The sequence below is a fragment of the Ammoniphilus resinae genome, assembly GCF_017873965.1.
Classification (GTDB): Bacteria; Bacillota; Bacilli; order Aneurinibacillales; family RAOX-1; genus Ammoniphilus_A; species Ammoniphilus_A resinae.
Genome location: NZ_JAGGKT010000030.1, coordinates 25,766 through 32,228, shown reverse-complemented (window position 1 = coordinate 32,228; position 6,463 = coordinate 25,766). Strand labels below are relative to the sequence as shown.

Below are 6,463 nucleotides of genomic sequence, written 5' to 3'. Positions count from 1 at the left end.
GGTGTTACACCTGGTGTTACACCTGAACAAGCCCTCAACCCTTGATACGACTGACTTTTAACCATGCCGTAACACCGTAATACCCGTAACACCATGTTTTGCTTATAGCCTATTTGAAAAAAAAAAAAAAAAATAATAACGTTAAGCCTCAACGTGATTTTTTTTTATATAATAACTACCTATATTAAATTAATTATTAGTGTTACGGTGTTACATATATAATAAATTCAATGATATCAATACTTTGAGCCGTAACACCACCGTAACACCACTGTCATACCCGTAACACCATAAACGATGATGTTTTTTCCATTAATCCCATAATGATGACCATGGAACGTAGTGATAGCCTTTCTTTAGGTGATTATTATGTTGAATGTACCTATTAAGCCAATCCTTCTTCACAAATCTGATATTCCCCCTGCCGGTAGCGAATGGATCCATCAATTGAAATTCGATGGACATAGGTGCCTTCTTTCCTATGCACAGGATAATGGTGTTAAGTTATTCACCCGCCATCAAAACGAATGTACCCGGCAGTACCCTGAACTCCAAACAATAAAATTATCTGCAGCAAACGTGGTATTAGATGGTGAAATGGTTGTGATCGATGCTCAAGGAAAACCTTGTTTTGAATCAGTTATGGAGCGGTTTCAGGCATCTAAGGAAACTTCTATTCGTCGGTTATCCTGTAATCTGCCGGCAGCTTTTATTGCATTTGATATCCTGTACCTAAATGGGAATGGTGTTACACATCTTCCGTTGAATGAAAGGTTGCAGCTGCTGTCAGATATCGCGGGCCCCTCTGATTATTTAACTGTTATCGACTCCTATGATGATGGAGATGCTTTATTCCAGGCCGTTGTAAAACTTGGTTTGGAGGGGATCGTATCTAAACGGAAGGATTCAATCTATCAGTTGGACACCCGTAGCTATTCTTGGTTAAAGATCAAAAATTATCAGCATGAAATAGTCGAGATTGCTGGGATCCGAAAAGGTGAATTTGCGTGGTCAATCACAAAAGGTGGGAAGTATATCGGGACCGTTGAATTTGTTCCACCGGCTGCACGTCAAGCATTTCATCAGATATCTAAACAGCTTATTCGAAAAGAAGATCGGGAATGGGTTTATCTTGATCCTCTAATTAGGTGCAAAGTAAGGTTCCAGTGTTGGACTAAGAAGGGGTTCATGCGCTCTCCAAGCTTTGTGGAGTTTGTGTATTAGAAAAAGGCTGATGTTTTAACTTCAACGGGCTGATAGAAGGAAATCCTCTCCTCGAAATTGAATGTTTACCTTGGAATATATCGATAGAGAGGACTACGCATATGAGAAAATGGGAGTACACAACGAGGCTTTTTAATATTGAAGATGATAATGATCTAAATGGATATCAAAATACGTTAAACGACCTTGGTGAATACGGTTGGGAATTGGTTTCTGCGGTCAATACCCGTGAAATAAGTGAACATGACGATGGTAAGGTGAGTGAGCATTTCACAATAGATATTTTAGCTACATTCAAACGTGAAAAATATTAGTAATCCCATATAAAATTTCTTTTTCAATTGGTTCCCGAAAATAGGGAGTGAGATCCGTACCCCGATTTTTCGGAGCCACGTTTCACGGCGGAAAATTCCGCTATGATCAAAATTCCTATACGCGCGTAGAACCTTAGCATTTATTAGCTTTTGTAGCCTTTTCGCATGGTTTTCTATATGCGCACGAGAAGTTAGGTTTTATTAGGGTTTGTAGCAAAAAAAATGCTATCATTCACCATCATTTACCATCATTTTGCGTTACCATTCCGGTACCATTGAACCCATATAAATAAAGGTTTTTCTCTATATTTTCGTTTGTTGTACTGCATTGTTGTACTACATTCGAAATTTCTTACGCTTCCTGCCCCTCCTTTATTTGCACCAGTCGTAAACGGTACTATCCTCATCATCCCTTGGTATATCCATTAAAATAAAAACCGCTCCAGGGTACTTGGACATTAATTCCTCGCCCTCATTTACCGATCCATTGAACCCTAATTTATCTATCTGCATTCTATCTTTTTTGTAGTTTACATCAACCATGAAAACTCCGGTTTCTGAGGCTCGTTTTCTCTCTCTTGTGGTTTTTTCCAACTTTTTTAGCTTGTTTTTAAGCATGTTCCCCCACCTCGGATTCAAGGAGTAGCCTTTCCAGCTCTTTCAGTTCATTTATGCTGCACCCTTTAAGGAATGTTCTAAGCCTTCCACCCGGGTTATCATCATTGACCCATTCCCAATCTGTTTCCCGCGCTTTAGAAACCAAGTGTTCTGGCTGATTAAAGAAGTAATCCTTGATTTCATCATCTGTCCATTCATCAATACTAAACCTGTACTGTTTTTTCTTAGATTCTTCTACTAAAGAAGGGCCGAACGCTTTTTGAATGCGTTCAACCCGTTTGAATAATGAGTTCTTGATGATCATCCTGCTTTACCACCTTCTTCAAGGTGCTTTTCTAACTCTTCCACCCTTTGTGCTAAATCTTCGAGTTCATAAGCCTTGAATGCCATTTCCAGAACTGCTTTAGCTGCGGATACTCTACTATTGGGGGTGGCTGTGTCGTCCATCATTACCTCTTGTAGTGTATTTACTGCTTGTTGAGATACTTGTTGCAAACGGGCAATAGTGTTACCAAGGGCTTTATGCCTTACTTCCTTATAGGACTGTTTAAAGTCTTCATCCCGTAACCATCTATAAATCGTTGTTTCCCCAACCCCGGACGCATCGGCAGCCTGTTTAATCGTTGGGTAATTCAGTAAGGCAACAATGACTTGCTCTTGCTTGTGATTGATTTTTCCTGCCATTTTATTTCACCCACTTCCATTTATTTTGTTACCTTACTCCTTTGGCTAAATGGACAAACTCTGCTAAACGCGGCAGTTCATACCATGGGATAAAGGTATCTTTCATTCCCTGCGTAAAATCATATAGATCAGGATGTGAGATTTTTCTGCGGTTCCGATCTTGTATCCGAATAGGTTTTTCCCCATCTATCTTCAGATTCCTTTTCCGCTTCTGTCTTTCTCGTTCCAGGTAATCATCTAAATTAATCGGGTGGGTTGTGCTCTTTAGACTACAATAGACCTTATGCAAAGCCGTAATTTTAACCCTCCAAAATTCATTGAGAGGAACATTTAGAAAATCAGCAATATTTAAATCAGAATTATAAGAAGCGTTCATATAAGCCCATTCCAAGGCGCTGCGCTCGATGTTGGAAAGTGTTTGAAGTGAAGAATGTATCTTCTTGCATTGGGTTTCGTGTTCTTTCAACTGTCTGAGCAGCCTTTCTTTGATGCTTTCACGGCGTTCCACTTCTTCCTCTACCGGGCTGGAAGGTAAGCTGCTAAAACTTGTTGTCATTTTCCAGTGTGTTGTACTAATTCTCACATCGTCTTCGGCAGCTTCTAATTCATTTTCAATATCCTGTTTGAATAGATCACGAGAAACATACAAACGTAATTGTCCTTTTGTCCATCTCATCCAATCCATAGCACTTACCTCCCTTTCAATGTTTTAAAAAAGAAGGAGGCTCATAAAGGAGTCCCCTTCGTCCCGATAGAGTTAATGGTTTTGCACTTGTCACAAGCCATGAAGTAAAGGATTGTTTCCTGATCCATTATTGTTTCGTAGTTGGAACAGCGATTTCCACAAGAGCAGGTTCTAACTTGCTTTCCTTTATGGTCTGCTGTATCGATTAGCTCTGTATAAAGGGAAGGATCTCGTTTTAAAAAACGTACTGATAGCATTTCAAATGTAGGGAATGAAGTAATTCCGAACATCAATAGGCTTCCTCCTTATTATAACGTTAATGTTATTGTAATTATTAATATTAATGTTAATAATTCGGATGAAGGAATAACCCCCTCCTATTAAGGCAATTTAACCTTTTTTAGGACATATCCCCCATCATGGAAGGGGCTTTTGTTATCCGTACAGTGGGCGATACGATGACCTTCACCAGCACTGTGATGATGCCAACATTGACAGAAAGGACACCAAGCAGAAAGCATTCCCTCTTTATTTCGTTCAAATGAGGCTAATACTGGATATTGTTCTTTTCTCATTTTCCCTGATACCTCCTGCCAAGGTTGTGAAAAGGTCAATTATCACAACCTTGATTATTATTAATAACAACATTTACAGGTATATTGGTGTTAATATTAATGTTAACAATATGTTTGTGCAGATGGGGATGCGGAAGCCCCCTGTTATTCTTCAATTCTGGATAGCTCTCCATTTCGGATCGTACTCATTCTTTTATATATCTGTTTGATTCTCCCGCGTAAATTTTGTACGGTTGCGTCTCTTTCATCTTCTGATTCAATTAAGTAAAATCCCGGATGCTCTCTATCATTACTTGTACCAATTAGATAGCCAAACTTTACAACCAATTCCTGGACTGAGCGACGAATTTCTTGATCTTTGTATCCGGTTAACGATATTATTTCCCTAACCGTTATTGCATTTGCCATGCCGTGACGGAGTAAACTGAGGACTTTCCTATTAGCGGTAGGAAGGTCTTCTTTTTTCGTTTTGTGTCTCTTCATTTTGTTTCACCTCCTTTCAAGTGTGCAATTTTAAAGGTTTAGCGAAACGATACTGCTTTTGTTTTGCTGGGTTGCCAGTCCATTCCTATTTTTTTATAAATCTCTCTTCGTTTCCAAAACTGAGGCTTTAACATCGGACTCTTGTTATCCCAAAAATCATAGACAATTGCTTCCGTCTTACCTTCACATGGACGCATGACGCGGCCTACTTCCTGTTGAACGGCTCCACCTGCTTTCTTAGGTGTAGCAAGATATAAACGGTTGAGATGGGTAATATCTAATCCCTCACGTGCCAATTGAGTGGCAAGAAGAATATCAACTTCTTTATTTTTTACCCGTTCCATCACATCGGATCTTTCTTTTTTCTTCATGCTTCCGGTCAAAAACTCAATGGTCAAATGGGGTAATTGACGCTGCAGCATCGGTTTCAAGATTTCTAAGTGCTCCACTCTATCCGATAAAACCAATGAATAATTTCCGTTGGCTTCTGAAGATATGGTTTGGACTATTAAATCGTTCCTATCTTTATCATTGATTAAATCACTCATAAGATAGGTGTATTCTTCATCCATGCCATCATAATCCGTTTCAATGACACGCAATTCCGGGATCATTGTCGGGACTTCATTTTGATTAATAGTGTGTACGATGGGCCCGCCGGCAGCGTAAACCATTTTCGTCAATCCATCTGATCGTTCAGGAGTAGCACTTACCCAAATTCGATAGAGAGCTGGGAACATGGATATGGGATAAAAGAAGCTTTTTGCAGCGAGATGATGCGCTTCATCAACGAATATAGCCCCGAATTTATTAGTGATATCGCTTAAGTCCGCCTTGGATAAGGTTTGAATTAAGGCAACGGTCATTCTTCCCCCAATGGTGAAGCTACCATCCCCGATGATTCCGATCTCATCACGATCGAGGTCTATCACAGAACAAGCTCTATCTATGATTTGATCAAGCAATTCTTTAGTGTGAACAATGAATAAGGTTGGTTGCCCGATCCTTGCCATTGCCTCCAGCATAATCATGGTTTTACCCGCCCCACATGGGGCACATATGCCTCCTTGCCGCCATTGAACCACTTTGGAGACGGCTGTTTCTTGATAACCACGCAAATTAATGGAAGAATGGAATTCTACAGGCTGCAGTTTTAAACGGCGGTCAATCAATTGATATTTTACTTTGCTATCTTGAAGATATTTGACCAACCTTCCGCCAACACCGCGAGGTAGTACGAGGGTATCCCCTTCATACCTATAAAGCTTGAGGTGTTTGGGTTTGTCGTGGATGCTATGCCCATACTTTAGGGCTTGTATGTAAACGGGGTTTTCTAAGGTCAAATCACTGATTAATCTTTTTTCAATTAATGCAGGAAGTTCACCAGTTTGCAATTCGATTTGGTTTGAAACTATAAACTTAACCATTGTTGAGCTCCTTTATTATTTGATAAAGGTTAAAGGTGTTTCATCAAGGCATTTCTCCCAATGGTTTTTCTTCCCTCTTATTTCACACGCTTAGGTTTATTGAAGTAAGATGTGTATTCATTAGCTTTTGTTAGAGCTGATTCAAATGAACCGCCAGATACAAGGGTTTTAACGGATTGTGATCTTGGATCATCTTTCCCCCATGTTTCACGCCACGCGTTCCAACCCTTCATCTGCTTTTCAATAAAGACGATACTTCCAACAGAAACCTGTTTCATGTAAGCTTCCCCATTGATTAAGATAAACCATCCAGATTGTTTTGCCTTCTTATCGTAGGGATCTTCAACGGAATCAATAACTTTTGCGGTCTGCCCGTCTATCCCACTTTGGGTATTAACGGGCAGTTCCGTTTTTGGTTTGATATTATATATTTCAAGCAATTTGTTCATGGTT

General features: G+C 39.7%; 11 protein-coding genes. 2 read left to right on the top strand and 9 right to left on the bottom strand.

The window, feature by feature from the left end:
• Nucleotides 1–369 precede the first annotated feature (369 nt).
• Together J2Z37_RS23985 and J2Z37_RS23980 are read left to right on the top strand one after the other, a co-directional pair.
• Nucleotides 370–1,224: an ATP-dependent DNA ligase gene (locus J2Z37_RS23985; RefSeq protein WP_209812870.1), complete on the top strand. Its 855-nt coding sequence runs from the start codon at nucleotides 370–372 to the stop codon at nucleotides 1,222–1,224.
• A gap of 101 nt (nucleotides 1,225–1,325) precedes the next feature.
• On the top strand, nucleotides 1,326–1,538 hold the full coding sequence (locus J2Z37_RS23980; RefSeq protein WP_209812869.1) for a DUF4177 domain-containing protein: 213 nt from the start codon (nucleotides 1,326–1,328) through the stop codon (nucleotides 1,536–1,538).
• Nucleotides 1,539–1,910: 372 nt separating this feature from the next.
• Here the strand turns inward: J2Z37_RS23980 and J2Z37_RS23975 are convergent, their stop codons facing one another.
• From J2Z37_RS23975 to J2Z37_RS23935, 9 genes are all read right to left on the bottom strand, one after another.
• Nucleotides 1,911–2,156 carry a hypothetical protein gene (locus tag J2Z37_RS23975; RefSeq protein WP_209812868.1) on the bottom strand — a complete coding sequence of 82 codons (246 nt, stop codon included), beginning with the start codon at nucleotides 2,154–2,156 and terminating at the stop codon, nucleotides 1,911–1,913.
• Nucleotides 2,149–2,460 carry a hypothetical protein gene (locus tag J2Z37_RS23970; protein WP_209812867.1) on the bottom strand — a complete coding sequence of 104 codons (312 nt, stop codon included), beginning with the start codon at nucleotides 2,458–2,460 and terminating at the stop codon, nucleotides 2,149–2,151. The genes J2Z37_RS23975 and J2Z37_RS23970 overlap by 8 nt, the downstream gene beginning before the upstream one ends.
• Nucleotides 2,457–2,840, bottom strand: a complete 384-nt coding sequence (locus J2Z37_RS23965) for a helix-turn-helix transcriptional regulator (protein ID WP_209812866.1) — start codon at nucleotides 2,838–2,840, stop codon at nucleotides 2,457–2,459. Before J2Z37_RS23965 ends, J2Z37_RS23970 begins: the two co-directional genes overlap by 4 nt.
• Nucleotides 2,841–2,868: 28 nt before the next feature.
• A complete protein-coding gene (locus J2Z37_RS23960; RefSeq protein WP_209812865.1) occupies nucleotides 2,869–3,525 on the bottom strand; it encodes a hypothetical protein in 657 nt (218 codons plus the stop codon).
• A gap of 41 nt (nucleotides 3,526–3,566) precedes the next feature.
• Nucleotides 3,567–3,818: a hypothetical protein gene (locus J2Z37_RS23955; protein WP_209812864.1), complete on the bottom strand. Its 252-nt coding sequence runs from the start codon at nucleotides 3,816–3,818 to the stop codon at nucleotides 3,567–3,569.
• An 87-nt stretch (nucleotides 3,819–3,905) separates the two neighbouring features.
• The gene (locus J2Z37_RS23950; RefSeq protein ID WP_209812863.1) at nucleotides 3,906–4,100 is read right to left on the bottom strand and encodes a hypothetical protein; all 195 of its coding nucleotides are present in this window, start codon (nucleotides 4,098–4,100) and stop codon (nucleotides 3,906–3,908) included.
• A 144-nt stretch (nucleotides 4,101–4,244) separates the two neighbouring features.
• A complete protein-coding gene (locus tag J2Z37_RS23945; protein WP_209812862.1) occupies nucleotides 4,245–4,583 on the bottom strand; it encodes a hypothetical protein in 339 nt (112 codons plus the stop codon).
• Between the two features lie 38 nt (nucleotides 4,584–4,621).
• Nucleotides 4,622–6,010, bottom strand: a complete 1,389-nt coding sequence (locus tag J2Z37_RS23940; protein WP_209812861.1) for a DEAD/DEAH box helicase — start codon at nucleotides 6,008–6,010, stop codon at nucleotides 4,622–4,624.
• A 77-nt stretch (nucleotides 6,011–6,087) separates the two neighbouring features.
• The gene (locus J2Z37_RS23935; RefSeq protein ID WP_209812860.1) at nucleotides 6,088–6,459 is read right to left on the bottom strand and encodes a hypothetical protein; all 372 of its coding nucleotides are present in this window, start codon (nucleotides 6,457–6,459) and stop codon (nucleotides 6,088–6,090) included.
• Nucleotides 6,460–6,463 lie beyond the last annotated feature (4 nt).